The 26,636-nt window shown below is 72.3% G+C and carries 18 protein-coding genes and 1 pseudogene; 4 read left to right on the top strand and 15 right to left on the bottom strand.

Features of this window, described 5'->3' with window-relative positions; all coding sequences use genetic code 11:
* The 4 genes from IG64_RS32590 to IG64_RS32575 form a co-directional block, all read right to left on the bottom strand.
* On the bottom strand, window positions 1-213 hold a 213-nt coding region (locus IG64_RS32590), incomplete at its 3' end, for a flavodoxin-dependent (E)-4-hydroxy-3-methylbut-2-enyl-diphosphate synthase (protein ID WP_037862892.1).
* Between the two features lie 170 nt (window positions 214-383).
* Window positions 384-1,676 carry a M50 family metallopeptidase gene (locus tag IG64_RS32585; RefSeq protein ID WP_199811696.1) on the bottom strand — a complete coding sequence of 431 codons (1,293 nt, stop codon included), beginning with the start codon at window positions 1,674-1,676 and terminating at the stop codon, window positions 384-386.
* 8 nt (window positions 1,677-1,684) lie between these two features.
* The gene (gene dxr, locus IG64_RS32580) at window positions 1,685-2,947 is read right to left on the bottom strand and encodes a 1-deoxy-D-xylulose-5-phosphate reductoisomerase (RefSeq protein ID WP_037862886.1); all 1,263 of its coding nucleotides are present in this window, start codon (window positions 2,945-2,947) and stop codon (window positions 1,685-1,687) included.
* Window positions 2,948-3,219: 272 nt separating this feature from the next.
* Complete coding sequence (locus tag IG64_RS32575) at window positions 3,220-5,163, bottom strand: acyl-CoA dehydrogenase family protein (protein WP_037862884.1); 1,944 nt, start codon at window positions 5,161-5,163, stop codon at window positions 3,220-3,222.
* Between the two features lie 389 nt (window positions 5,164-5,552).
* Between IG64_RS32575 and IG64_RS32570 the strand changes: the two genes are divergently transcribed.
* Window positions 5,553-6,566: a LacI family DNA-binding transcriptional regulator gene (locus tag IG64_RS32570; protein WP_037862881.1), complete on the top strand. Its 1,014-nt coding sequence runs from the start codon at window positions 5,553-5,555 to the stop codon at window positions 6,564-6,566.
* A gap of 22 nt (window positions 6,567-6,588) precedes the next feature.
* Window positions 6,589-7,077, top strand: a pseudogene (locus IG64_RS43375) (sugar hydrolase); the annotation flags it as partial.
* A gap of 556 nt (window positions 7,078-7,633) precedes the next feature.
* Here IG64_RS43375 and IG64_RS32565 read toward each other — a convergent pair.
* The 3 genes from IG64_RS32565 to IG64_RS32555 all read right to left on the bottom strand — a co-directional run bounded on the left by IG64_RS32565 (window position 7,634) and on the right by IG64_RS32555 (window position 14,114).
* A complete protein-coding gene (locus tag IG64_RS32565; RefSeq protein ID WP_037862873.1) occupies window positions 7,634-9,079 on the bottom strand; it encodes an aldehyde dehydrogenase family protein in 1,446 nt (481 codons plus the stop codon).
* Window positions 9,080-9,660: 581 nt separating this feature from the next.
* A complete protein-coding gene (locus tag IG64_RS32560) occupies window positions 9,661-11,328 on the bottom strand; it encodes a PucR family transcriptional regulator (RefSeq protein WP_037862870.1) in 1,668 nt (555 codons plus the stop codon).
* Window positions 11,329-11,597: 269 nt separating this feature from the next.
* Entirely contained in the window at window positions 11,598-14,114 is a 2,517-nt protein-coding gene (locus IG64_RS32555) for a hypothetical protein (protein ID WP_037862867.1), read from the bottom strand.
* Window positions 14,115-14,426: 312 nt separating this feature from the next.
* On the opposite strand from IG64_RS32555, the gene gabT reads away from it, so the two are divergent.
* Both gabT and IG64_RS32545 read left to right on the top strand, forming a co-directional pair.
* Entirely contained in the window at window positions 14,427-15,761 is a 1,335-nt protein-coding gene (gene gabT, locus IG64_RS32550; protein WP_037862865.1) for a 4-aminobutyrate--2-oxoglutarate transaminase, read from the top strand.
* Between the two features lie 506 nt (window positions 15,762-16,267).
* Complete coding sequence (locus tag IG64_RS32545) at window positions 16,268-16,849, top strand: phosphatase PAP2 family protein (protein ID WP_051813574.1); 582 nt, start codon at window positions 16,268-16,270, stop codon at window positions 16,847-16,849.
* Here the strand turns inward: IG64_RS32545 and IG64_RS32540 are convergent.
* The 8 genes from IG64_RS32540 to IG64_RS32505 all read right to left on the bottom strand — a co-directional run bounded on the left by IG64_RS32540 (window position 16,788) and on the right by IG64_RS32505 (window position 26,527).
* A complete protein-coding gene (locus IG64_RS32540) occupies window positions 16,788-18,623 on the bottom strand; it encodes a chitinase (protein WP_037862862.1) in 1,836 nt (611 codons plus the stop codon). The two genes, IG64_RS32545 and IG64_RS32540, sit on opposite strands and share 62 nt — an antisense overlap.
* 104 nt (window positions 18,624-18,727) lie before the next feature.
* Entirely contained in the window at window positions 18,728-19,180 is a 453-nt protein-coding gene (locus IG64_RS32535) for a hypothetical protein (protein WP_037862860.1), read from the bottom strand.
* Between the two features lie 165 nt (window positions 19,181-19,345).
* Window positions 19,346-20,764, bottom strand: coding sequence for an NAD(P)/FAD-dependent oxidoreductase (locus tag IG64_RS32530; protein WP_037862858.1), 1,419 nt, complete (start codon window positions 20,762-20,764; stop codon window positions 19,346-19,348).
* 29 nt (window positions 20,765-20,793) lie between these two features.
* Window positions 20,794-21,594: an ABC transporter permease gene (locus IG64_RS32525; protein WP_037862856.1), complete on the bottom strand. Its 801-nt coding sequence runs from the start codon at window positions 21,592-21,594 to the stop codon at window positions 20,794-20,796.
* Window positions 21,595-22,524 (bottom strand): ABC transporter permease, encoded by a 930-nt coding sequence (locus tag IG64_RS32520; protein WP_037862854.1) that lies wholly within the window; start codon window positions 22,522-22,524, stop codon window positions 21,595-21,597.
* Window positions 22,524-23,690, bottom strand: a complete 1,167-nt coding sequence (locus tag IG64_RS32515) for an ABC transporter ATP-binding protein (protein ID WP_037862853.1) — start codon at window positions 23,688-23,690, stop codon at window positions 22,524-22,526. Before IG64_RS32515 ends, IG64_RS32520 begins: the two co-directional genes overlap by 1 nt.
* Before the next feature lie 2 nt (window positions 23,691-23,692).
* On the bottom strand, window positions 23,693-24,940 hold the full coding sequence (locus tag IG64_RS32510) for an ABC transporter substrate-binding protein (RefSeq protein ID WP_037862852.1): 1,248 nt from the start codon (window positions 24,938-24,940) through the stop codon (window positions 23,693-23,695).
* Between the two features lie 51 nt (window positions 24,941-24,991).
* A complete protein-coding gene (locus tag IG64_RS32505) occupies window positions 24,992-26,527 on the bottom strand; it encodes a gamma-aminobutyraldehyde dehydrogenase (protein ID WP_037862850.1) in 1,536 nt (511 codons plus the stop codon).
* Window positions 26,528-26,636: the final 109 nt, after the last annotated feature.

Below are 26,636 nucleotides of genomic sequence, written 5' to 3'. Positions count from 1 at the left end.
CGCGACGCGGACGATCTGGCAGCCCGACGCGGTCAGCTCCGCGATCTGCTGCAACGTCGCACCGATGTCCGACGTACGCGTCGTCGTCATCGACTGCACGGAGACCGGCGCGTCCCCACCGACCGCCACGGATCCGACCTGGATCTGCCGGCTCCTGCGGCGCTCGGCGAGCTTGGTCGGAACGGACGGCATGCCGAGAGAAATCGCAGTCATCTGCTGTGCAACCCCAAGTCGTGGATCAAGGTCCGGCCCCGTTCTGCGGCGGGCTCCAGGCTTCGAGATTACGGCACCGCCCCGATCATCGGCACATCCCACCCGGCAAACCCACTCAATGGGAGGCGGCCGGACAGGACACCTGCCCGGCCGCCTCGAACAGCGGGTTGCTACGTGATTTTGACGGGGTTAACGACGTCCGCGATGAGGACGAGGATGGTGAAGCAGATGAAGACGCTGGCCACGACGTAGGCCACCGGCATCAGCTTCGCCACGTCGAACGGGCCCGGGTCCGGGCGGCGCAGCACCTTGGCCAGGTGGCGGCGCAGCGACTCCCACAGGGCGCCGGCGATGTGCCCGCCGTCCAGCGGCAGCAGCGGCAGCATGTTGAAGAGGAACAGGGAGAGGTTGAAGCCGGCGACCAGCATCATGGCCATGGCCAGCTGCTGGGTGGGCGGGATGTCCAGGGTGAAGATGTCGCCGCCGACGCGGGCCGCGCCGACCACGCCCATCGGGGAGTCGGGCTGGCGGGGGGCGCCGTCGAAGGCCGCGTCCCACAGGGCCGGGATCTTGCCGGGCAGGCTCGCGATGGAGTCGACGGCCTCGCCGAGCCGGTCGCCCATCCAGGTCACGGACTGGCCGAAGTCCTGGCGGACGATGCCGGTGGCCGCGCTGAAGCCGAGGAACCCGGCGGTGACGTACTGGCCCTGGACGATCTGACCGTGGGAGTCCTTCTTGGCGACCTGGTTGGTGGCGATCTTCGCGTGCAGGGTGACGTCATGGCCGCCCCGGTCGACGACGATCGGCACCTGCTTGCCGGGGTTGGCGCGGATGAGGTCGGACAGGCGGTCCCAGTCGTCGGTCCTGACGCCGTCGAAGGCGACGATCCGGTCCCCGGCCCGCATCCCCGCGGCGGCGGCCGGGGAGAGCGCGTCGCCCTTCTTGCACGTGTCGCGGTTCTCGCTCTGCGCGATGACGCACTGCGAGACGGAGCTGACGGAGGTCGTCTGCTGCGAGATGCCGAAGCCCATCAGCACGATGAGGAACAGGGCCACCGCGAGGACGAGGTTCATGAAGGGGCCGGCGAACATGACGATGACCCGCTTCCACGGGGCGCGCGTGTAGAACATGCGCTTCTCGTCGCCGGGCTCCAGCTCCTCGTACGCGGCCGAGCGGGCGTCCTCGATCATGCCGCGCCAGGGTGAGGTGGAGCGGGCGGTGACCCGGCCGTCGTCGCCCGGCGGGAACATGCCGATCATGCGGATGTAGCCGCCGAACGGGATGGCCTTGATGCCGTACTCCGTCTCGCCCTTCTTGCGCGAGAAGATCGTCGGGCCGAAGCCGACCATGTACTGCGGCACGCGGATGCCGAAGAGCTTGGCGGTGGACAGATGTCCCAGCTCGTGCCACGCGATGGAGACCAGCAGGCCGATCACGAAGACGACTATGCCGAGGATCATCATCAGGGACGTCATGCACGCGCCTCCGCGGTCGCCGTCTGCGCTGTCAGTTCCCGGGCGCGGGAGCGGGCCCAGGTCTCCGCTTCGAGGACGTCCGGCAGGGTCAGCGTAGTTCCCGTGCGGGGTGTGCCGTGCTCCTCGACCACTTGTGTCACGGTCTCCATGATCCCGTTGAAGGGCAGTGCGCCGCGCAGGAACGCGTCGACGCACTCCTCGTTGGCCGCATTGAACACGGCCGGGGCGGTGCCCGCGAGCCGGCCGACGTGCCGGGCGAGGCCGACGGAGGGGAAGGCTTCGGTGTCGAGGGGGAAGAACTCCCAGGTGGAGGCCTTGCTCCAGTCGAAGGCGGGGGCGGCGTCGGGAACCCGTTCGGGCCAGCCGAGGCCGATGGCGATGGGCCCGCGCATGTCGGGGGGCGTCGCCTGCGCGAGGGTGGACCCGTCGGTGAACTCGACCATCGAGTGGACGTACGACTGCGGGTGGACGACGACCTCGATGCGGTCGAAGGGGATGTCGTACAGCAGGTGGGCCTCGATGACCTCCAGGCCCTTGTTGACGAGGGTCGCGGAGTTCACCGTGATCACCGGACCCATCGCCCAGGTGGGGTGGGCGAGGGCGTCCTCGACGCCGACGTCGGCGAGTTCTTCCTTGGTACGGCCGCGGAAGGGGCCGCCGGAGGCGGTGACGACGAGCTTGCGCACATCCGCCCGGGTCCCGCCGGCCAGGGCCTGGAAGAGCGCGGCGTGCTCGGAGTCCACCGGGATGATCTGACCCGGCTCGGCCACTGCCTTGACCAGCGGGCCGCCGACGATGAGCGACTCCTTGTTGGCGAGCGCGAGGGTGCGGCCCGCCTCAAGGGCGGCGAGGGTCGGGGCCAGGCCGATGGATCCGGTGATGCCGTTGAGGACGGTGTGGCACTCGGAGGCGGCGACGTGGGTGGCCGCGTCGGGCCCGGCCAGGATCTCGGGGAGCGGCCCGGCGCTCCCGTACTGCGCGGCCAGCGCCTCGCGCAGGGCGGGTACGACGTCCTCGCGGGCCACGGCCACGGTCCGCGCCCGCAGCCGGAACGCCTGCTCGGCGAGGAGACCGACCCGGCCGCCGTTGGCGGAGAGCGCGGTGACCCGGAAGCGGTCCGGGTGGCGCAGCACGAGGTCGACGGCCTGGGTGCCGATGGACCCGGTGGACCCGAGGACGACCACGTCCTTGGGTCCGTCCCCGCTGACGGGGTCGAAGACGAGATGCGGATCGGCGAGAGGGGCTGGACTGTCGCTCATCCCCCCATTGTGGCCGCACCGCCTGTGTCTCAGGACAGCGCGTCCGCCGGGCGGGTTCGGGGCGCCCCGGATCGCGCGCCGGCGCATGCGCGCCGGCGCGCGCCGCGGGGGCGCCCGTCCCGCCCGTGCGGGGCCAGGCACGGGACCGCCCCGGGACAGGCCCGCCTGACGGCAGGCCCGGCGCGGGACCGCCGCGCCGCGGGGCAGGCGGCGGTCGCCGTGGGGCGGGGCGGGGGCCTGCAGGGCCGCCGCTGGACCGGCGGGGCGGGTGGTCAGCGGATCGGGCGGTGCACGTTCTCCTGTGCGCTGGGGCCCGGTTCCGGCTCGGCGATCCACGGGCCGTCGTCCGAGGGGTCGATGATTCCTTGCTCCAGCCACTCGTAGGCCCCGCCGAGGACGCCCTTGACGACCTTGCGGTCCAGGTCGTCGGTGTTGTTCCACAGGCGGTCGAAGAGTTCGCCCACGCGGATGCGGGCCTGGCGGCAGAAGGCGTCGGCCAGTTGGTAGGCCTCGCGGCCGTTCTCCCCGCGGGTGCGCAGGAGTTCGGCGCGCACGCAGGCCGCGCTCATCGCGAACAGTTCGGCGCCGATGTCCACGACGCGGCCCAGGAAGCCCTGCTTGGTCTCCATCCGGCCCTGCCAGCGGGACATGGCGTAGAAGGTGGAGCGGGCGAGCTTGCGGGCGTGGCGTTCGACGAAGCGCAGGTGCCCGGAGAGGTCGGCGTGCCCGCGCGGGTGGAACTCGGCGTACGAGCGCGGCAGTTGCCCGGGGCCCGCGACCAGCTTCGGCAGCCACTTCGCGTAGAAGACGCCCGCGTTCGCGCCCGCCCTCGCCTTGTCCTGGAGGGACTTGCCGGGGTCGATGAGATCGCCGGCGACCGAGAGGTGGGCGTCGACGGCCTCGCGGGCGATCAGGAGGTGCATGATCTCGGTGGAGCCCTCGAAGATGCGGTTGATGCGCAGGTCGCGCAGCATCTGCTCGGCGGGGACGGCGCGTTCGCCGCGGGCGGCGAGGGAGGCGGCCGTCTCGAAGCCGCGTCCGCCGCGGATCTGGACCAGTTCGTCGGCCATCTTCCAGGCCATCTCCGAGCCGTAGAGCTTGGCGAGGGCGGCCTCGATGCGGATGTCGTTGCGGTCCTCGTCGGCCATCTGGGAGGACAGTTCGAGCACGGCCTCCAGGGCGAAGGTGGTGGCGGCGATGAAGGACATCTTCGAGCCGACCGCCTCGTGCAGCGCGACCGGCTTGCCCCACTGCTCGCGGACGGCGGACCACTCGCGGGCGATCTTCAGGCACCACTTGCCCGCGCCCGCGCACATGGCCGGCAGGGAGAGCCGGCCGGTGTTGAGCGTGGTCAGGGCGATCTTGAGGCCCTGGCCCTCCTCGCCGATGCGCTGGGCGGCCGGGACGCGGACCCGGTGGAAGCGGGTGACGCCGTTCTCGATGCCGCGCAGGCCCATGAAGGCGTTGCGGTGTTCCACCGTGACGCCCTCGGCGGCGGCCTCGACGACGAAGGCGGTGATGCCGCCCCGGTGCCCCTCCGACCTCGGTACGCGCGCCATGACGACGAGCAGGTCGGCCACCACGCCGTTGGTGGTCCACAGCTTCACGCCGTCCAGGACGTAGTCGCCCCGCTCGTCGGGCACGGCCGTGGTCGCCAGGCGGGCCGGGTCGGAGCCGACGTCCGGCTCGGTGAGCAGGAAGGCGGAGATGTCGGTGCGGGCGCAGCGGGGCAGGAACGTGTCCTTCTGCTCCTGGGTGCCGAAGAGTTTGAGCGGTTGCGGTACGCCGATCGACTGATGCGCGGAGAGCAGGGCCCCGATGGCGGGGCTGGCGGAGCCGGCCAGGGCGAGGGCCTTGTTGTAGTACACCTGGGTGAGTCCGAGACCGCCGTACCTGGTGTCGATCTTCATGCCGAGGGCGCCCAGCTCCTTGAGCCCGGTGACGACCTCGTCGGGGATCCGCGCGTCGCGCTCGATCCGGGCGGAGTCGACCTTCGTCTCGCAGAAGTCGCGCAGCTTGGCCAGGAACTCCTCGCCGCGCTGCACGTCGTCGTCGGCCGGGAGCGGGTGGGGGTGGATGAGGTCGAGCCGGAAGCGGCCCAGGAACAGTTCCTTGGCGAAGCTGGGTTTGCGCCAGTGCTGCTCCCGGGCGTCCTCCGCCACCTGCCGGGCTTCGCGCTCGCTCACGGTGGGTCTGCTGGTCGCTGGTGCGGACATGAGGCTCACCTCACCGCGGGAACGCGCCCCGCGAATAGGGATCTTGGGTGTTTTCTTCACCGACCGGTGCCACTGGTTCGTATGTACCCGATACCGGACGGTGCCACCACCCCTGGCGTGCGGGCCGCCGAGCGTGCGGGCGGCCGGTGCGGCCGCGGGTGTCCCGGTGTGGTGTCATGCGGGGGGAGCATGTGCGCAGGGGTCCGCCGGGGCGGGGGCGCAAGGGGGCGTCCGGGTCCAACGGGGATTGCCGGGCGGGAAACCTGTCGAAGCGCTTCGACAGGCTATGGACACCTACTGGGAACTGGGGATACTGTCGAAACCAACCTCACAATCAACCCTACCGGTCAGGCGCACTGTCGAAGCGCTTCACCCAGCTTGGAGAGCTGATGGTCACCCTCGCCGAGGTCGCGCGGCACGCCGGAGTCTCGGCGAGCACGGTGAGCTATGTCCTCAGCGGCAAGCGGTCCATCTCCGCGAGCACCCGGGAGCGGGTCGAGCACAGCATCCGCGAACTGGGCTACCACCCGAACGCGGGCGCCCGCGCGCTGGCCAGCAGCAGGTCGAACATCATCGCCCTGATGATCCCGCTGCGTACGGACATGTACGTGCCGGTGATGATGGAGATCGCCATCGCCGTGGCGACCGCCGCCCGCGCCCACGGGTACGACGTCCTGCTGCTCACCGGCGAGGAAGGCCCCGACGCCGTGCGCCGGGTGACGGGCAGCGGGCTCGCCGACGCGATGATCCTGATGGACGTCGAGCTGGAGGACGAGCGGCTGCCCCTGCTGCGCGGCACCCACCAGCCCTGCGTCCTCATCGGACTGCCCGCCGACGCCACCGGACTGACCTGCGTCGACCTCGACTGGGGCGCGACCGGCGCGCTGTGCGCGGAACACCTGGCGAAGCTCGGCCACCGCGACATCGCTGTCATCGGTGAGGCGCCCGCCGTCTACGAACGGCACACCGGCTTCGCCGAACGCACCCTGGACGGGCTGCGCTCCCGGGCGCGCGAGCTGGGCCTGAAGGTACTGCACCGCCCCTGCGAGGGCGGCTACGACGCGATGGCGGCGACCCTGGCCCGGATCTTCGACGAGCGGCCGGGCACCACGGGCTTCGTCGTGCAGAACGAGTCCGCGGTCGAGCCGCTGCTCGCCCTGCTGCGCCAGCAGGGCCGGGCCGTGCCCGAGGACGTGTCGGTGGCCGCCATCTGCCCCGAGCAGGTGGCCGTCCAGGCCTCCGTCCGGCTCACCTCGGTCGCCGTCCCCGCCCAGGAGATGGGCCGGCACGCCGTCGAGCGCCTGGTGGCCAAGCTCGACGGGCGCGAGGGTGCCGAGGTGGTCCTCATCGCGCCCGAGCTGACCGTGCGCGCCAGTTCCGGACCGGCGCCGACGGCCCCCTGACGGACGCCCTCCCCCGCGCCCGGCGGGGGTGTCCACCGCGGTGCGCCGCCAGTTCTCGGTCCGCTTCCGGCTCGGCGGGTTCGGCCCGGACCGCGACCCGCGGAGCCGGCGGCCCCGGCGCCCCCCGCGCCCCGGCCCGCGAAGCCGCCGAGCAGGGGGCCGTCCCGCTCAAGAACGACGGTCTGCTCCCGCTCGACCCCACCGCCCGGACCGCGGTGGCCGGCCCGCCGGCCGACGAGTGCGGACTCGACCGGTACAGCGGCACGTCGATGCACCGCTCCACCCCGCTGGACGGCCTGCACGAGCGGTTCGGCGCGGACCGGGTCGACTTCGCCGAGGGCGTGGACCGGGTGCTGCTGCGCACCGCGTCCGGCGCCTTCCCGCGCGTCCCGCCCGCCGGCGCGGCCGGCGAGGAGGCGCGGCGCCGGAGGCGCCCTCGACCCGGCCCTGCCTGCCGGCCGGCCGGCCGCACCGGCCTCCCCCGCTCACCACCGGCGCCGAGGGCACCGAACGCTTCGACCGGGAACCGGGAGCGTACGAACTCCTCGCGGGCGCCTCCAGCGAGGACATGGGCCTGCGCACCACCCTCGCCCTGGACGGCGAGCCCGCGGCCCCGCGTCCCGTGCGCGAACACGGCCTGGACGCCGCCGGCTTCGACGAGCAGACGGGCGCCGGGACCGCCGGCCGCACGAAGCAGGCGGGCGACGCGGTGACCCCCGTCCCGGGCGGCACCGACGGACTCCCCTACCGTTCCCGCGACTTCGGGGACGCGGTCGCCGAGGTGACCGCCGAGCCGGCGGGCGAGGGCACCGTCGGGATCCTGTCGGACGACGACGCGGCGGCCGTGCTCACCCTGGCCGCGCCCGCCTCGGGTCCGTACGACCGCACGGCGGTCCGGGCGGCGTTCGCCGCCGACGGCGTGCACGGCGTCCGCCCCCGGCGGCACGGCCCGGTGCGGCTCGCGCACGTCGGCTTCGTCGGCCGAGGCCCGCGGGGGACGGCGAACGGCGACGGCCGGAGCCCCCGCACAGTGGGCTCCGGCCGCCGCCGGTGGAGGACCGTCCCGCCTACAGGGCCAGACCGGTCAGCACGAGGACGCGCTCGTAGGTGTAGTCGTCCATCGCGTAGCGCACGCCCTCACGGCCGACGCCGGACTGCTTGGCGCCGCCGTAGGGCATCTGGTCGGCACGGTAGGACGGCACGTCGCCGACGACCACGCCGCCGACCTCGAGGGCCCGGTGGGCGCGGAAGGCGGTCTGCACGTCGTGGGTGAACACGCCTGCCTGAAGGCCGTACTTGGAGTCGTTGACCGCGGCGAACGCCTCGGCCTCGCCGTTCACCTTCTGCACGGTCAGGACCGGGCCGAAGACCTCCTCGCGGGCGATCGTCACGTCGGCCGGCACCTCGGCGAGGACGGTCGGCGCGTAGGACGCGCCGTCGCGCTTGCCGCCGGTGAGCACAGCGGCGCCGGCGTCGGCGGCCTCCTGCACCCAGGACTCCACGCGGCGCGCGGCGTCCTCGCTGACCAGCGGGCCGACGTCGGTCTTCGGGTCCGAGGGGTCACCGGTGACCTGGGCCTCGACGGCGGCGACGATGCGCGGCAGCAGCCGGTCGTACACGGCGGCGTCGGCGATCACGCGCTGCACGGAGATGCAGGACTGGCCGCCCTGGTAGTTGGAGAAGGTGGCGATGCGGCTCGCCGCCCAGTCCAGGTCCTCGTCGCTCGCCCAGTCGCCGAGGACGACGGCCGCGCCGTTGCCGCCCAGCTCCAGGGTGCAGTGCTTGCGCGGCACCGAGTCCATGATCGCGTAGCCGACCTTCTCGGACCCGGTGAAGGAGATGACCGGCAGCCGCTCGTCCTGGACCAGGGCGGGCATGCGGTCGTTGGAGACCGGCAGGATCGACCAGGAACCGGCGGGCAGCTCCGTCTCGGCGAGCAGCTCACCGAGGATCAGGCCGGACAGCGGGGTGGCCGGGGCCGGCTTGAGGATGATCGGGACACCGGCTGCGATGGCCGGGGCGACCTTGTGGGCGCACAGGTTCAGCGGGAAGTTGAACGGCGCGATACCGAGGACGACGCCCTTGGGGAAGCGGCGGGTCAGCGCGAGGCGGCCCTGGCCGCCGCCGTCGGTGTCCAGGCGCTGGGCCTCGCCGCCGTTGAACCGGCGGGCCTCCTCCGCGGCGAACCGGAACACCGACACCGCGCGCCCGACCTCACCGCGCGCCCACTTGACGGGCTTGCCGTTCTCGGCGGAGATCAGCTGGGCGATCTCCTCGGCGCGCTCGCCGAGCCGCTTGCCGACGTGGTCCAGGGCGGCGGCGCGTACGTGGGCCGGGGTGGCGGCGAACTCGTCCAGCACGGCGTGCGCGGCGGCCACGGCCTCCTCGACCTGGGCGTCGGTCGGCAGGCTGACCTGCCCGACGGTCCGGCCGTCCCACGGGGAGGTGACGTCGAAGGTGTCCTCGCCGGTGGCCTGGCGGCCGGCGAGCCAGAAGGCGGTGGTGGATGTCATTGGACGAGTCCCGGCCCTTCCGCGTTGGAGGTGAGGTGAGTACTTGCGTCGACAACGGTAGGCCGGGGACGACCGGGCGGCGTTTGTCCGGCGTGGAGCAGTGACGACGGGGTGTGCGCCGGTTTGGCGCAGGTGGGGGCCGGGCGTGGGCGGGCCGTCTCAGAGCTGCGGACGAAAGCGGGTTCCGGTCAGCTCGCGGCGTCCGGCGCGCCTGCGGTCGCAGGGCGCCGGAGGGTCCTTGCGGCGGAGGGTCCTTGCGGCGGAGCCACCAGGGCCTTCCGGCGCCGCCGCGAGGGCGCGTGCCGGGTGCCCATTTGTTCGCAGCTTTTTGGTGCTGTGAACGGAAAGGTTCACCGGCCCGCGACGCCCGGCATCTTCCCGGCAGACCTTTCCGGCCAGAGCAGCAGGTCCTCTCGTCCAATTCTCGTCGTCGCCCTGAAGGCGGCCCCGCGGGCGTCCGGTGCGTGCTCCCGGCGTGCCGGCGGAAGTCCTCCGAACTGGGCGTGCTCGGGCTTTCGTCCGGTGCGGCGAGAGGGCGTGCCGGGCGCCGGGGGGAGGCGGGAATGTGACGACAGGACCTCCTAGTCGGTCGCCGTCGCTTTGAGGGCCAGCCACAGTTCCATCCGTACGTCCGGGTCGTCCAGGGAACGGCCGAGGATCTCCTCCACGCGCCGCATCCGGTAGCGCAGGGTGTGGCGGTGCACGCCGAGGTCGGCCGCCGCCGCGTCCCACTGGCCGTGCCGCGACAGCCAGGCCCGCAGGCTGGCCACCAGGTCCCCGCGGCCGGTCGCGTCGTGCTCGTACAGCGCCCGCAGCAGCCCGTCCGCGAACGCGCGCACCGCGTCGTCGGCCAGCAGCGGCAGCACGGACCCCGACGCCAGCTGCTCGTGCTCGACCAGCACCCGCCCGCGCCGTCGCGCCACGGACAGCGCCTGCTCGGCCTGCTTGAACGCGGCCGCGGCGGCGATCGGACCGGCCGGGGCCGACAGGCCCACGACCAGTTCGTCCTCCTCGCCCGCCGTCTGCTCGGACACCGCGGCCGCCCGCGCGGCCTCCAGGGCGCCCGCGTACTCCGCGCAGGCGGAGACGGACGTGCCGCCGTCCCCGGCCAGTACCACCAGGCGTGCCCCGTCGGGCACCACGAGCACGGCCTCCCCGGAGCGTGCCGCGGCGGCCTCCACCACCTCGGCCAGGCCCGCAAGCGGGTCGCCCCCGGTGCCGACGGCGGCCGGCACGGCGGCGGGGGCGGGCTTGGCGGCCTGCACCCGCGCGTGCGCGTCGGCGTGCGCCCGCGCGGCGGACGCGGAGGCGGACTCGGCGACGATCACCCGGAACGGCGCGTCCAGCAGGCTGCCGTACAGGTCCCCGGCGACGGCCCGCGCGTGGTCGGGCTGACCGGCGAGCAGCATGCGCAGCACGGCCGCGCCGATCCGCTGCTCGGCGGCGTGCAGGGAGCGGGAGCGCTCGGTGGTGAGGGTCAGCAGGGCGATGGCGGAGTGCACGGCGTACCGCTCGGCCGTGCCGAGGGCGGCGGCGGTGCCGACGGCGAGCGCGGCGCGCGGGCGGCGCCCGGTGCCGATGGAGTGCAGTTCGACGCGGTCCTCGGTCTCGGGTCCGCCGACGACGGCGGAGGCGGGCGCGGGGCGGTCGCGCAGCCGTTCGACGTCCGCGGTGAGCCGGGCGGCCCTGCGGACCGCCCATTCGGGTGCGGTGGCGACGACGGCGCCCGAGGCGTCGTAGAGCGCCGCCCAGCCGTCGACCTGCGCGGCCAGGGCGGTGAGCAGCCCCTCGGGGCCGGAGTTGAGTGCTTGCCGGGTCAGTTCGCGCTGGGCGGCGAAGCCCGCCGTGACCGCCCGGTACTGGTCGGCGGCGATGGCGGCCGAGACCGCCTTGCTGATCGCGAGGAAGGGGGTGCGCCGCGGTACCTCCAGCAGGGGCAGGCCCTCCTCCTCGGCCGCCGCGACGAGCGCCTCGGGGATCTCCTCGTAGTTCACCCCGACGGCGAAGCCGAGTCCCACCACACCGGCAGCGACCAGCCGCTTCACATAGCGGCGCATGGCCTTGGGATCCTCCGCGTCCAGTTTGAGCGCGGTGATCAGCAGCAGCTCGCCGCCCTCCATGTACGGCACGGGGTCGGCCAGCTCGCTGACGTGCGCCCAGCGGACGGGCACGTCCAGGCGGTCCCCGCCCGCGCGCACGGTCAGTTTGAGCGCGGAGTGGTGGACGAGTGAGGCGAGCGTCGGGGGCATGGGACCTTCAGGTCTGCGGAGGTCTGGGTGAGCTTGGTCAGCCGGGTCGTCCGAACGATCCGGTGACTGTGACCGTGACCGGTGACCGGTGAACCGGAGAGCGTCGATCTGTGATCTGGTGAACTGGTGATGGTTGCGGTGTTTTGGCCGTCGCGTATGAACGGCCTGTGTCGATTCTGCCTCACTGTACGGTCGGCGCGAACCGGACGGCCGTCCGGGGCCGTCCGGTTCACTTGGCGGTGGGATCCGGTGCGGGGCAGGGGCGGGGTTCAGCCGCGCAGGTCCACCAGGAGCGGCGGGGCGTGCTCGCCCGCCACGCTGGTCAGCGACAGCACGGCGTGCCCGGGCGGCACCTCGTGGGCCAGCTGCGAGGCGGACCAGCGTTCGCGCTCGACCTGCTTGGTGGTGACGGCGTCGGTGGTCACCGCCTTGCCGGTGACCAGCTTGCGCAGGGCGTGGAGGGCCCGGGTCATCGGCTGGTCGGCGAAGACGGTGTGCTTGGCGACCTCCTTGGTCTCCACCCACTCGGTGCCCCAGGCGTGCGCGAACCGGCTGCCGTCCCAGGTGGTCACCCCGGACAGCGCCATGCGGCAGCCGACGGCCCCCAGCAGCGGACCGTGCAGGGCCTCCGGCACGTCCGCGACCGAGCGGAGCGCGAGGACGACCCCGGCGTCGTGCGCCCGCAGCCGCTGGATGCGGCGGACCGACTCGGCCGTGACGGTGCCGGTGGCGTCGTCCAGGACCAGGCAGGCGAAGTGCGGGCGGCCGGCCTCCCGCGCGACGCCGTGGAACTGGGCCAGGACCAGCCGGGTGATGATCCGGGAGGCCTCCTCGTGTCCGCGCTCGGGCAGCTCGACGCGGACCCGCAGCGGGTGGTGGGCGACGGCGCGCAGCGAGAAGGGCCGGTCGCCGGTGGCGGCGCTGCCGAAGAAGCCGGCGAAGACGGGCCGGTCCAGCAGGGCGAGCCGGTCGGCGAGGGCCGGCCCGGCGTCCGTCGCGCCGCCGGCCTGCCGCATCCGGGCGTCCAGCTCGCGGCGCATCACGGCGTGCGCGTCGGCGCGCCCGCCGGTGCCCTCGGGAGCGCGCTCCCCCGCGGCCAGGCCCGCGCGCAGGGCGGCCAGGGCCCCGGGGTCGCCCTCCAGCAGTTCGCGCAGCACCGGCAGCGCGGGGAAGCGGCCGTGCACGGCGCGGTACGGGCCGAGCAGCTGGGAGAGCGCGGTGGCGGCGCTCTGCGTGCTCACGGTGTCGAGGTCGCCGACCAGCGCCTCGGCGAGAAAGGCGGCGGCCTCGTCGGGGTCCTCGGACTCGGCGTACGGGTCGAGGTCGTGCGCGGAGGCGGGGTCGCCGATCCGCACGACGACGTCGTAGGCGCTGTCGGAGCCGAGCGGCGTACCGGCGGCGCAGACGGTGACGACCGCGCACCGGCCGGTCAGGGCCTGGAGGGTGAGTGCCTCGGTGACCGGCCCGACGACGTGCCGGGTCTTGCCGGAGCCGGGCGGTCCGATCACGAGCAGGGAGGTGCCCAGCAGGTCCGGGCCGAGGGCCGCGCCGGCGTCGTGGTAGGCGCGCGGCGCACGCTCCCCCGCCACCCAGCGCCCGAGCCGCACCTGACCCTCCAGCAGGTCGTGCCGGGCGGCTCGGGCGGGCAGGTCGCGCTGCCCGGAGGGGTGGGTCCAGGCGGCGCCGCCGTGGCGCAGCACGGTGTCCGCGAAGACGGCGGGCCGCGCCTCGCGCCGGGCGCCCTCCCAGGCGCGCTCGACGCGGGCGCAGTCGACGTCGTTCATCCGCCCTGCGGCCACCTCTGCGGTGAGCACGTCGGCGGCCTGGTGCTGGCCCGCGTGCCGCAGCCCGGGCCACTGGGAGCGGGGCAGGTCGGCGGGCGGCGGCGCGGCCGGATCGGCGGCGGCCCGGCGCCGCGCGACCAGCTCCCGCCCGTACGCCCACCAGCCGCCGAGACGGGCGAAGGGCCAGACGACCAGGAGGGTGATCAGCGTGTTCAACCCCTCGTTGACGAAGTCATGGGTGAACAGTTGGTAGCCGCCGGAGATTAGGGCGACGAGCGAGATCACCGGGTCGACGACGGGCACCCGGTCCCAGTTGACCAGGGGAAAGGCCGCCGGGAAGACCAGGCTCAGCACGCCGAGTGCGCCCACCGCGGCGTACAGGGCACGGGCCGGCTGCGGGCGGCGGCCCACGTAGTGCCGTACGACCTCGGTCCAGCTGCCGAGCCGGGCCACGGCGTAGACGAGGATGCCGAAGAAGAGACCGTCGTAGAGGATTCTGGCCTCACGTCCCTGCCAGCCCCGGGGGGAGACCGTGCCTCCCCACCACCAGTCGTCGGGCGTGAACAGCTTCAGCGGCGCCGACTCGTAGGGTACGGCGCCCTGCCGCCACAGAGACCATACGAGCAAGGCCGCCACCAGAGGGATCAGCAGGCCGACGGCAGTGATCGCGGGCAGTCGGCCCGAGGTGGGCTCACTGCCCTTGGGCGACCGGTGCCCGAACCGCCAGATGCCGGGCGCGGCGGCGGGGCGAGGGGTGTCGAGCCAGGCGGCGACCGCAGAACGGGGACCGGCACCGAAGGCTGTCGGCGCACCCGGCACGACCGGCGCATGCGCGGCCGGCGGGGCCGGCGGCCGCGGCGGCATCGCTGGAGCCTCTCGCGGCATGGCCGGGCGCAGCCCCGAACCGGGGTACTGCTGCGGTACCGGGCCGCCCTGCCCGGGCACCGGGTCCGCATGCTTCGGATGCGTGCCCCGCGCGTCCTGCGTCCCGCCGTCGTCCATCGCCGTCGCTCCCCGGCCAGCCGTTCGTCCACCGTCACCATCAGCGAGTCAATCTAACCCTCGGCGAAGGGGAGTTCACCGATCGCGCGGCGAGGCGGCACGTGAGGGTGCCGGTGCCCGCGTCGCCCGGTGCGTACCCCTCCCCGTCCACCTCTATATCCACCGCGGACAACCCCGACCGCCGACAACGCCCACATGGAGCATGCCCACCCCCCTTCCGCCGTCCTAACCTGCGAGAAAAGAAGGAAAAGCGTCCGAAAAACGCCGTCCTCGAACAAGCCCCCCAACGCATGATCTCTTCAGGGAGCCCCCATGACCGCACTTGAGCAGGAGCGCCGCGTCGTCACCGCCATCCCCGGCCCGAAGTCGCAGGAGCTGCAGGCCCGGCGTACGGCCGTGGTCGCGCAGGGCGTGGGCTCCACGCTGCCGGTCTTCGTGACGCGCGCCGGCGGCGGCATCATCGAGGACGTCGACGGCAACCGCATCATCGACTTCGGGTCCGGTATCGCCGTGACCAGCGTGGGCGCCTCCGCCGAGGCCGTCGTACGCCGTGCCTCCGCGCAGCTCGCCGACTTCACCCACACCTGTTTCATGGTCACCCCCTACGAGGGCTACGTGGCCGTCGCCGAGGCGCTGGCCGAGCTGACGCCGGGTGACCACGCCAAGAAGTCGGCCCTGTTCAACAGCGGCGCCGAGGCCGTCGAGAACGCGGTGAAGATCGCGCGCGCGTACACCAAGCGGCAGGCCGTCGTCGTCTTCGACCACGGCTACCACGGCCGTACGAACCTCACCATGGCGCTGACGGCGAAGAACATGCCGTACAAGCACGGTTTCGGTCCGTTCGCCCCCGAGGTGTACCGCGTGCCGGTCGCCTACGGCTACCGCTGGCCCACCGGTGCCCAGAACGCGGGTCCGGAGGCCGCCGCGCAGGCCATCGACCAGATCACCAAGCAGGTCGGCGCGGACAACGTGGCCGCGATCATCATCGAGCCGGTGCTCGGTGAGGGCGGGTTCATCGAGCCGGCCAAGGGCTTCCTGCCGGCCATCCGCCAGTTCGCCGCCGACAACGGGATCGTCTTCGTCGCCGACGAGATCCAGTCCGGTTTCTGCCGCACCGGCCAGTGGTTCGCATGCGAGGACGAGGGCATCGTGCCGGACCTGATCACCACGGCGAAGGGCATCGCGGGCGGCCTGCCGCTGGCCGCCGTGACCGGCCGCGCCGAGATCATGGACGCCGCGCACGCGGGCGGCCTGGGCGGCACCTACGGTGGCAACCCGGTGGCCTGCGCGGGTGCCCTCGGCGCCATCGAGACGATGAAGGAACTCGACCTCAACGCGAAGGCCAGGCGGATCGAGGAGGTCATGAAGGACCGCCTGTCCGCCATGGCCGAGAAGTTCGACGTCATCGGCGACGTCCGCGGGCGCGGCGCGATGATCGCGATCGAGCTGGTCAAGGACCGTACGACGAAGGAGCCGCACCCGGAGGCGACCGCCGCGCTCGCCAAGGCCTGCCACGCCGAGGGCCTGCTGGTCCTGACCTGTGGCACCTACGGCAACGTCCTGCGTTTCCTGCCTCCGCTGGTGATCGGCGAGGACCTCCTGAACGAGGGCCTCGACATCATCGAGCAGGCGTTCGCGCGCATCTGAGCGGCGTCCGCGCACAGGTGGCACGGGGGCGGCAGACCGTGTGAAGAAGGTGTGCGGGGTGGATGACAGGACGCCGATCGGACTGTCCTCGCCCCCCGCCCTGCCGTAGGTTCTCTCCCAGATGAGAGATACACCCCGCCCGCAGGAGACTGCGGACGGTATCAGGCCGTAGCCTCCCCAGCTTCGACCTGGTCCGTGCCTCGCGCACACCACCGGGGCCCCCGGGCCCCGGGTCTCCTCACCGATCGGACGGTCGCTCGCCCCAAACCCCCCGGGGCGCGCGACGTTCCGGTCAGGACGGCTGCAATCGCATGGACGGCCGTCCTCCGAAGGGCCGACGCAGAACCCCCCCTTTGCGCCGGCCCTTCGGCATGTCCGGGGCCGGTGCCCGGACGCCACCCGGCCCGGCGGGGCACGGCGGCCCCTCTGCGAAGCTGTGTGCCGTGCCGAATCCTCGAACGACCTGGGTTCCCCTCCTGCTCTTCGTGCTGATCACCTGGCAGGTCATGGACCATGGTCCGCTGCTGCGGGCCGACCGGTGGGTCAGTGCCGGCCTGCTGCACCCGGACCGCTTCTCCGAGGTGCTGTCCGACCTCGGCAACGTGCAGGTCGCGGTGCCGGTGCTGCTGGTGGCGGCGGGCTGGGCGGCCTGGCGGGGGCGGCGGGACGGCGCGGTCCGGTGGTGGACGGTGCCGCTCGCGGCGCTGGTGACGATGGCGGTGCTGCCCGTGCTGCTCGTGCCGCTGAAGGAGTGGATCGCGCGGCCGGGCACCTCCGTCATGCCGCCGGGGACCGGGTACTTCCCCTCGGGGCACACCGCCACGGCGCTGCTCGCCTACGGGGGTGCGGTCGTCGTGCTCCGGCCGTGGCTGGGGACGGCGCCGGCCCGGCGACGGGCGGTCGCCGGGTGCGCCGTGCTGGTGCTCGCGGTGTCGTACGGGCTGGTGCGGCGCGGCTACCACTGGCCGCTGGACGTGGTGGCCGCCTGGTGCCTGGGGCTCGTCCTGCTCGCGCCGCTCGCGGTGCTCAGCCGAAGTACGCGTCGAAGTTCTTCTGGAACTGCCAGTCCCCGAAGCGGTCCCAGTTGATCGACCAGGTCATCAGGCCGCGCAGCCCCGGCCAGGTGCCGTGGGTGGTGTAGGAGCCGCAGCCGGTCTTCCTGGTGAGGCAGTCGAGCGTCCTGGTGACCTCGGCGGGGGCGACGTAGCCGTTGCCCGCCTGGGTGGAGGCCGGCATGCCGATGCCCACCTGGTCGGGGCGCAGCGGCGGGAAGACGCGGGTGGTGTCCCCGGCCACCGGGAAGCCGGTGAGGAGCATGTCGGTCATCGCGATGTGGAAGTCCGCGCCGCCCATGGAGTGGTACTGGTTGTCCAGGCCCATGATCGGGCCGGAGTTGTAGTCCTGGACGTGGAGCAGCGTGAGGTCGTCGCGCAGGGCGTGGATGACCGGGAGGTAGGCGCCGCAGCGCGGGTCCTGGCCGCCCCACTTGCCCGTGCCGTAGTACTGGTAGCCCATCTGCACGAAGAAGGTCTCCGGGGCCATCGTCAGGACGAACTTGCCGCCGTACCTGGCCTTGAGGGTCTTCAGTGCGGAGATCAGGTTGACGATCACGGGCGTGGTCGGGTTCCTGAAGTCGGTGTCGCCGGCGTCCAGGGACAGGGAGTGGCCCTCGAAGTCGATGTCGAGACCGTCCAGGCCGTACCCGTCGATGATCTTCGAGACGGAGGAGACGAAGGTGTCCCGCGCGGCCGTCGTGGTCAGCTGGACCTGGCCGTTCTGGCCGCCGATGGAGATCAGGACCTTCTTGCCCGCGGCCTGCTTGGCCTTGATGGCGGCCTTGAAGTCGGCGTCGCTCTCCACGCCGGGACATTCGGTGACCGGGCAGCGGTTGAAGCGGATGTCGCCGGAGGTGACCGAGGTGGGTTCGCCGAAGGCCAGGTCGATGACGTCCCAGCTGTCGGGGACGTCGGCCATGCGGGTGTAGCCGGAGCCGTTGGCGAAGCTCGCGTGCAGGTAGCCGACGAGGGCGTGGGCGGGCAGGCCGGGGTTCTGGCCGTTGCCGGGGCCGCCCGGGTCCGCCGCCGTCGTCGCGACCGCCGCCGCCGACTTCGCGGACTCGCCGGCCGCGTTCACGGCCGCGACCTGGAAGCTGTACGCGGTGGCGGGCGTCAGGCCGGTGACGGTCGTGCTGGTGCCGGTGGCCGCCTGGACCTTCGTGCCGTCGCGGTAGACGGCGTAGCCGGTCGCGCCCGTCACGGGTGACCAGGACAGGTCCACGGTGGTGGCGGTGACGGTGCCGGTCTTCAGGCCGGCGGGGGTGGCGGGCGGCTGCTGCCCGGGGGTGCCGGGGGGGCCGGTGAGCGAGATGTCGTCGGCGTAGTAGGCGCCGGTGCCGTACCAGCCGTGGGTGTAGACGGTGACCTCGGTGGTGGCGGCGCCGGTGCGGAAGGTCGTGGTGAGCTGCTGCCAGTCGGCGGCGGACTGGGTCCAGGCGGAGGTGTCGGTGGTGCCGGTGCCGCTCGCGCCGAGGTAGACGTAGGAGCCGCGGACGTAACCGGACAGCGTGTACTGGGAGTCGGGCTGGACGGACACCGTCCGGGCGCACTGGGCGTTGTCGCTGCCGGCCGGGGTCGCCTGCAGCGCGGCCGTGCCGCCGTGGACGGGGCTGGTGACCGTCTTGGCGGTCGGCGTGCAGGTCCAGCCGTCCAGACCTGACTCGAAGCCGCCGTTGAGCGCGGGACCGGCGTCGGCCGCACGGGCGGCCGACGAGAGCGCGGTGATGCCGGGCACGGCCAGCAGGGTGGCCGTGAGTCCGGCGAGCAGCCGGCGCACCGCTGGTCCGGATCGTCTGTCGCGTTCCACAAGTGCCTCCGGGCAGGGGGGAGTTTGGAGGGCGGAGCGCGCCCAATTTGGTCCAGACCAATTGGGTTGTCAAGACCTCTGGCGTCGTCCGGCGGTGCGCGGGGTCAGCCCTCGCCCTCCGTGGCCAGGGCCGCCGCCGCCTCGTGCATCGCCAGTTCCAGCAGCGCCGGATCGGTGAGGGTGCCCGAACCGTCGGGCGGGACCAGCCAGCGCAGGGTCCCGGCGGTCCTGCCCGGGCAGGGCGCCACGATCCAGGTGCCGGGCCCGGCGCCGCGGACACCCGTGCCGACCCAGCGGGCCGCGGTGCCCGGCGGTACGAGGAACCCCAGGCGGCCGTCGCCGAAGTCGGCGAGGACCGGGCCGAGCTGGTCGAGCACCCGGCTCAGCACGTCGAGCGTGGGGTAGCCGAGTTCGCCCGGCAGGATCAGGACGTCCCAGGCCCTGCCCGCGGGCAGCAGGGCGACCCCGTAGGGGTCGCGCTCCCATTCCCTGCGGCAGGCACGCGGATCCGGTGCGACGGATGCCAGCCACTCGACCGCCGTCTTCGTCCCGGTCATGGAGAGACCTCCCTCTTCGTCGTGGACGCGCACTGTCGCGCCCACGAACCCAGAGGGAGGTCCGCACCGGGCATTACGCGGGTTCGCGGGCCCTTTTGGAGTGACCCGGGTCACGGTCCGCCCGGGGCACACGGCGGCGGGCCCACCCGTCCGCCCGCCGGCGCCTCAGCTGTCGAAGCCCAGCCCGAGCCGGTCCATGGTCCGCAGCCACAGGTTGCGCCGGCCGTCGTGCGCGTCCGCCCGCGCCAGTGACCACTTGGTCAGCGCGATGCCGGTCCAGGCCAGCGGCTCGGGCGGGAAGGGCAGCGGCTTCCTGCGGACCATCTCCAGCTCGGTGCGCTCGGTGCGCTCGCCGGACAGCAGGTCGAGCATCACCTCGGCGCCGAAGCGGGTCGCGCCGACGCCCAGGCCGGTGTACCCGGCCGCGTAGGCGACCTTGCCCTGGTGGGCGGTGCCGAAGAAGGCCGAGAAGCGCGAGCAGGTGTCGATCGCACCGCCCCAGGCGTGGCTGAAGCGGACGCCTTCGAGCTGCGGGAAGCAGGTGAAGAAGTGCCCGGCGAGCTTGGCGTACGTCCGTGGGCGGTCGTCGTACTCGGCGCGCACCCGGCCGCCGTAGGGGTAGACGGCGTCGTAGCCGCCCCACAGGATCCGGTTGTCGGCGGAGAGCCGGAAGTAATGGAACTGGTTCGCGGAGTCGCCCAGCCCCTGGCGGTTCTTCCAGCCGACGGACTCCAGTTGCGCGGCGGTCAGCGGCTCGGTCATCAGGGCGTAGTCGTAGACCGGGACGGTGTACGGCCGGACCCGCTTGACCAGGCTGGGGAAGACGTTGGTGCCCAGCGCCACCTGCCGGGCGCGGACGCCGCCGTAGGGGGTGCGTACGCTCATGCCCGCGCCGTAGGGCCTGAGCGTGAGGGCGGGGGTGTGCTCGTAGACGCGGACGCCGAGCCGCAGGCAGGCCCGCTTGAGGCCCCAGGCGAGCTTGGCCGGGTGGAGCATGGCCACGCCCCGGCGGTCCCAGAGGCCGGCCTCGAAGGTCGGTGAGGCGACCTGTGCGCGCACGGCGTCCCGGTCGAGCAGTTCGATGCCCTCGGCGAGTCCTTTCTCCTCCAGCTCCGCGTGCCAGTCGCGCAGTTCCCGCGCCTGGTAGGGCTCGGTGGCCACGTCGATCTCGCCGGTGCGCTCGAACTCGCAGTCGATGCCGTGGCGGGCGACCGTCTCCTCGACGGCGTCGAGGTTGCGCGCGCCCAGCGCCTCCAGCTTGTGGATCTCGTCCGGCCACCGGGTGAGGCCGTTGGACAGTCCGTGGGTGAGGGAGGCGGCACAGAAACCGCCGTTGCGGCCGGAGGCGGCCCAGCCCGCCTCGCGGCCCTCCACGAGCACCACGTCGGTGGCCGGGTCGCGCTCCTTGGCGATCAGCGCGGTCCACAGTCCGCTGTAGCCGCCGCCGACGACGAGCAGGTCACAGGTCTCCGCGCCGGTCAGGGCGGCCTCGGGACGGGGGCGGCCGGGGTCGTCCAGCCAGTAGGGGGTGGGCTGTGCCTCGGAAAGTGAACCGGTCCAACGGGTCATGGCGCTCGGGGCCATGATTTCAACTCCCTACCGAGTTATGTGAGTCATGCCTTTTGCTTGGTACGGCGATTGCTGATGGCCATGGAGACCAGGACGAACAGTACGGCGATGACGAACATGGCCGTACCGATGACATTGATCTGAACGGGTGTGCCGCGCTGCGCCGAACCCCAGACGAACATGGGGAAGGTGACGGTGGAGCCCGCGTTGAAATTGGTGATGATGAAATCGTCGAAGGAGAGCGCGAAGGCGAGCAGCGCGCCCGCGGCGATTCCGGGTGCCGCGATCGGCAGGGTGACCCGCACGAACGTCTGGAACGGGCCGGCGTAGAGGTCCTGCGCGGCCTGTTCCAGCCGCGGGTCCATCGACATCACGCGCGCTTTGACGGCGGTGACGACGAAGCTGAGGCAGAACATGATGTGGGCGATCAGGATGGTCCAGAAGCCCAGTCGGGCGCCCATGTTGAGGAAGAGGGTGAGCAGCGAGGCGGCCATGACGACCTCGGGCATCGCCATCGGCAGGAAGATCAGCGAGTTGACGGCACCGCGGGCGCGGAAGCGGTAGCGGACCAGCGCGAAGGCGATCATCGTGCCCAGCAGCGTGGCGCCGAGGGTCGCCCAGACGGCGATCTGGAGGCTGAGCGAGAGCGATCCGCACATTCCGGCGACACCGCACGGGTCTTTCCACGCGTCGGTGGAGAATTTCTGCCACTCGTAGTTGAAGCGGCCCTTCGGTTTGTTGAAGGAGAAGACCGTGACGACGATGTTCGGCAGGAGCAGGTATCCGAGGGTCAGCAGTCCCGCGATGACGACGAGATGGCGCTTGAGCCAGGTGACGAAGGGCATTTAGACGAGATCCTCCGTCCCGGACCGGCGGATGTAGACGGTGACCATGACGAGAATCGCGGCCATGAGGATGAAGGAGAGGGCGGCGGCCGTCGGATAGTCCAGGATCCGCAGGAACTGCGACTGGATGACGTTGCCGACCATGCGGGTGTCGGTCGAGCCGAGGAGGTCGGCGTTGACGTAGTCACCGGCGGCCGGGATGAACGTCAGCAGGGTGCCGGAGACCACGCCGGGCATGGAGAGCGGGAAGGTGACCTTGCGGAAGGTGGTGACGGGCCTGGCGTACAGGTCGCCGGCCGCCTCGTGCAGCCGCCCGTCGATCCGCTCCAGCGAGGTGTACAGCGGAAGGATCATGAAGGGCAGGAAGTTGTACGTCAGTCCGCACACCACCGCGAGCGGGGTGGCCAGCACGCGGTCGCCGGAGGTCCAGCCGAGCCAGTTGGTGACGTCCAGGACGTGCAGCGCGCCGAGGGCGCCGACGACCGGGCCGCCGTCCGCGAGGATCGTCTTCCAGGCCAGGGTGCGGATCAGGAAGCTGGTGAAGAACGGCGCGATCACCAGGATCATGATCAGGTTGCGCCAGCGGCCCGCGCGGAACGCGATCAGGTACGCGAGCGGATAGCCGAGCAGCAGGCACAGGATCGTCGCGGAGGCCGCGTAGAGCACCGAGCGCAGGAACTGCGGCCAGTACTCCGACAGGGCGTCCCAGTAGGTCACGAAGTGCCAGGTGACCTTGTAGCCCTGTTCCAGGGAGCCGGTCTGCACCGACGTGGAGGCCTGGTAGATCATCGGCAGCGCGAAGAAGACGACCAGCCACAGGATGCCGGGCAGCAGCAGCCAGTACGGGGTGAGGCGGCCGCGCCTGCGCGGCGGCTTCGCCTGGGGTGCGGTGGGCGCGAGCGGGGGCGGCGCCTCGGTGACGGCGGACATCAGGCGGCGTCCTCCTCGGCCGGCCCGGCACCGGCGGCGGCGTCCTGGGCGGCGTCCAGGCCGAAGGTGTGGGCCGGGTTCCAGTGCAGGACGACCTCGGCACCGGGCACCAGGCGCGGGTCGCGGTCGATGTTCTGGGCGTACACCTCGAAGCCGGTGCAGACGGGGCTGTCGATCACGTACTGCGTGGAGACCCCGATGAAGCTGGAGTCGGCGATGCGGCCGGTGATGCGGTTGCGGCCCTCGGGGACGTCGCCCGCGTCGTCGGCATGGGTGAGGGAGATCTTCTCCGGGCGGACTCCGGCCAGCACCCTGCCGCCGGCGCCGGCCGGTGCGGAACATCGCGCCCTGGGCAGGGCGAGCTTGCCGCCGCCGGCGCTGAGGACGATCTCGTCTCCGCTGACCGTGTCGACCTCGGCCTCGATGAAGTTGGAGCTGCCGAGGAAGTTGGCGACGAACGTGGTGCGCGGGTTCTCGTAGAGGTCGGTGGGCGAGCCGAGCTGTTCGACGCGTCCGGCGTTCATCACGGCGACCGTGTCGGCCATGGTCATGGCCTCCTCCTGGTCGTGGGTGACGTGCACGAAGGTGATGCCGACCTCGGTCTGGATGCGCTTGAGCTCCAGCTGCATCTGGCGGCGCAGCTTGAGGTCCAGGGCACCGAGCGGCTCGTCGAGCAGCAGCACCTTGGGGTGGTTGATCAGGGCGCGGGCCACGGCGACGCGCTGCTGCTGGCCACCGGAGAGCTGGTGCGGCTTCTTGCGGGCCTGTTCGCCGAGCTGGACGAGGTCCAGCATCTCCTCGACCTGCTTCTTCACGCTCTTGACGCCGCGCCGGCGCAGGCCGAAGGCGACGTTCTCGAAGATGTCGAGGTGCGGGAAGAGGGCGTAGGACTGGAAGACCGTGTTCACCGGGCGCTTGTAGGGCGGCAGATGAGTCACGTCCTGGTCGCCGAGGCGGACACTGCCCGCGGTGGGCTCCTCCAGCCCGGCGATCATGCGCAGGGTGGTGGTCTTGCCGCAGCCGGAGGCGCCGAGCAGGGCGAAGAAGGAGCCCTGCGGCACGGTCAGGTCGAGCGGGTGCACGGCGGTGAAGGCGCCGTAGCGCTTGCTGATCTGCGAGAGGCGCACGTCACCGCTGTGTTCCGTCGCGTCTGTTGTGGTCTTCATCGTCACGCCCCTGTGAGCTTCGCGTACTTCTCTTCAAAGGCCGCCTCTTCCTTCTCGCTCAGCAAGCGGAAGGCGTGCGACTTGGCGGCCGTGGCCTTGTCGGGCAGGATCAGCGGGTTCTCCGCCGCGGTCTTGTCGATCTTCGCAAGGTAGGGCCGCACACCGTCGACCGGAGACACGTAGTTGGTGTACGCGGCGAGCGCGGCGGCCTGTTCCGGCTCGTAGTAGAAGTCGATCAGCCGCTCGGCGTTCGTCTTGTGCCGGGCCTTGGCGGGGACCAGCATGCAGTCGGTGCCGGTGATGTAACCGGCCTGCGGGATGAGGTAGTCGACGTCCGGGTTGTCGGCCTGGAGCTGGACGACGTCGCCGCCCCAGGCCAGGCAGGCGGCCAGGTCGCCCTTGGTGAGGTCGGAGGTGTAGTCGTTGCCGGTGAAGCGGCGGATCTGCCCCTTGTCGACGGCCTTCTGGATCCGGGCGATCCCCGCGTCGAAGTCGTCGGCGGTGAACTTCCCGGGGTCCTTGCCCATGTCCAGCAGGGTCATGCCCATGCTGTCGCGCATCTCGGAGAGGAAGCCGACCCGTCCCTTGAGCTTCGGGTTGTCCAGCAGGTCGGAGACCGACTTCACCTCGACGCCGTCGAGCGCCTTCTTGTTGAAGGCGATGACGACGGAGACGCCCTGCCAGGGGTAGGAGTAGGCGTGCCCCGGGTCCCATTCGGGGGCGCGGAACTGCTCGGCGAGGTTGGCGAAGGCGTGCGGCAGGTTGGCCGGGTCCAGTTTCTGCGCCCAGCCGAGCCGGATGACCCGCGCGGCCAGCCAGTCGGTGAGGACGACGAGGTCCCGGCCGGTGTCCTGGCCGGCGGCGAGCTGCGGTTTGATCTTGCCGAAGAACTCGTTGTTGTCGTTGATGTCCTCGGTGTACGCGACCTTGATCCCGGTGCGCCGGGTGAACGTCTCCAGCGTCGGACGGTGCTTGCCGCTGTCGTCGACGTCGATGTACTCGGGCCAGTTGGAGAAGTTCACCGTCTTCTCCCGCGCCGAGTGGTCCTCGGACGCGGCGCCGTCCTGCGTCCGGCCGGCCGCCGGGATGCCGCAGGCGCTCAGCGCCCCGAGGGCTCCGAGGAAGAACGCGCCGCCCGCGCCGGCGCGCAGCAGCGAACGGCGGGTGAGGGCGGCCCTGCCGCCCGGCAGGTGCCGCCCGGTGACGGCCGGGCGGGCCGGTGACGGGCGGTCGGGCTCGTACTGCTCCATGCGCGTGGTGCCCTTTCGGGAGGGTCCGGCCGGGCGCGGGCCGGAGTTCGGCTATCGGTCTCCGAAGATCGTGCGGTGCCAGTCCTTGCGGACCACCGCGGTGTTGTCGAACATGACGTGCTTGACCTGGGTGTACTCCTCGAACGAGTACGCGGACATGTCCTTGCCGAAGCCGGAGGACTTGTAGCCGCCGTGCGGCATCTCGCTGATGATCGGGATGTGGTCGTTGACCCACACGCAACCCGCCTTGATCTCGCGGGTGGCCCGGTTCGCCCGGTAGACGTCCCGGCTCCAGGCGGAGGCGGCCAGGCCGTAGGGCGTGTCGTTGGCCAGCGCGATCCCCTCGTCGTCGCTGTCGAAGGGCAGGACGACCAGGACGGGGCCGAAGATCTCCGACTGGACGATCTCGCTGTCCTGCGGGGCGTCCGCGACCAGGGTGGGCCGGTAGTAGGCGCCGCTCTTCAGGTCGCCCTGCGGTGCCTCTCCGCCGGTGACCACGCGCGCGTAGCCACGCGCCCGCTCGACGAAGCCGGCGACGCGGTCGCGCTGGGCGTGCGAGACCAGCGGGCCGAGGTCGGTGCCGGCGGCGAACGGGTCGCCGAGCCGCACGCTCCCCATCAGGGCCGCGGTCCGCGCCACGAACTCCTCGTACAGGGGGCGCTGCACGTACGCGCGGGTGGCGGCCGTGCAGTCCTGGCCGGTGTTGATGAGCGCGCCCGCGACCGCGCCGTTGACCGCCGCGTCCAGGTCGGCGTCGTCGAAGACGACGAAGGGTGCCTTGCCGCCCAGCTCCAGGTGGAGGCGCTTGACGGTGGCGGTGGCGATCTCGGCGACCCGCTTGCCGACGCCCGTGGAGCCGGTGAAGGACGTCATCGCCACGTCGGGATGGGCGACCAGGTGCTCGCCGGCCTCCCGGCCGGTGCCGGTGACGACGTTGATCACGCCGTCCGGGATCCCCGCGTCGGTGGCCGCCTGGGCGAACATCAGGGAGGTGAGCGGGGTCAGCTCGGCGGGCTTCAGGACGATGGTGTTGCCCGCGGCGACCGCCGGGAGGATCTTCCAGGCGGCCATCTGGAGTGGGTAGTTCCAGGGCGCGATGGAGCCGATGACGCCGATGGGCTCACGGCGCACGTAGGAGGTGTGGTCGCCGGAGTACTCGGCGGCGGCCTGGCCCTGGAGGTGGCGGGCGGCGCCGGCGAAGAACGCGGTGTTGTCGATCGTGCCCGGCACGTCGAACTCGCGGGTCAGCTTGAGCGGCTTGCCACACTGCAGGGACTCCGCGCGGGCGAAGTCCTCGGCGCGCTCGGCGAGCACGGCCGCGAAGCGGTGCAGCGCGTCCGACCGCTCGCCCGGAGTGGCGCCCGCCCAGCCGGGGAACGCGGCGCGCGCGGCGGCGACCGCGGCGTCGACGTCGTCCGCACCGGCCGGCTCGTAGCTGAGGACCTCCTCGCCGGTGGCCGGGTCGACCACGGCGTGCGTCCCGCCCGAGGTGCCCTTGCCGAGACGTCCGGCGATGAACTGCGCGCCGCGGGCGAAACGGTCCCGGGCGGGGAATCGTTCCGGGGTGGCGGTGTCCGGCTTGTGCATGTCGCTCTCCTCCGCCCCCACCCCCGTTCAGGGGCCGGTGGCGTAGCTCCGGCTCGAATTGAGTGCCGATCCTGACAGAGCACAGGGGCACCAACAAGTGATTCCGTTG

Origin of the sequence: Streptomyces sp. NRRL S-340, from assembly GCF_000720185.1 — a bacterium.
In the GTDB taxonomy this organism is placed as follows: domain Bacteria; phylum Actinomycetota; class Actinomycetes; order Streptomycetales; family Streptomycetaceae; genus Streptomyces.
This window is presented reverse-complemented; position numbering and strand designations above follow the sequence as displayed.